The organism is Anaerotignum faecicola, from assembly GCA_024460105.1.
GTDB lineage: Bacteria > Bacillota > Clostridia > Lachnospirales > Anaerotignaceae > JANFXS01.
The window spans coordinates 1-377 of sequence record JANFXS010000659.1 but is presented as its reverse complement, the minus strand read 5'-3'; the positions used below and the strand labels follow the sequence as shown (position 1 = coordinate 377).

Sequence of the window (377 nt, the reverse complement as noted above, 5' to 3'; positions counted from 1 at the left end):
ACAAGCTAAAGAGATTACAAAACTGGCTCAGACAGCATTGGATGCAGCCACCAAGGTAAAGACATTCACGCAGTTATGGGACACCCTGAAAGAATCGGTTCAGTCTGGTTGGACTCAGAGTTGGGAAATCATCATTGGTGATTTCGAAGAGGCAAAAGAACTTTTAACTGAGGTTAGCAACGCCCTTGGCAACATGGTAAATGCTTCTGCCGAAGCGAGAAATAAGATGTTGCAGGATTGGAAAGATCTTGGCGGACGAACTGCGTTGATTGAAGCGGTAAGGAATGCTTTCGAGGGTGTTTTAAGCATTATAAAGCCAGTTAAAGAAGCGTTTAGAGAAGTCTTTCCGCCGATGACCGGAGAACAGCTTTACAATC

Annotated in this window: 1 protein-coding gene; it reads left to right on the top strand. The window is 44.6% G+C overall.

Annotated elements, in window-relative coordinates:
• Positions 1-377: hypothetical protein (locus NE664_15890; GenBank protein MCQ4728116.1), on the top strand; the 377-nt coding region annotated here is incomplete at both ends.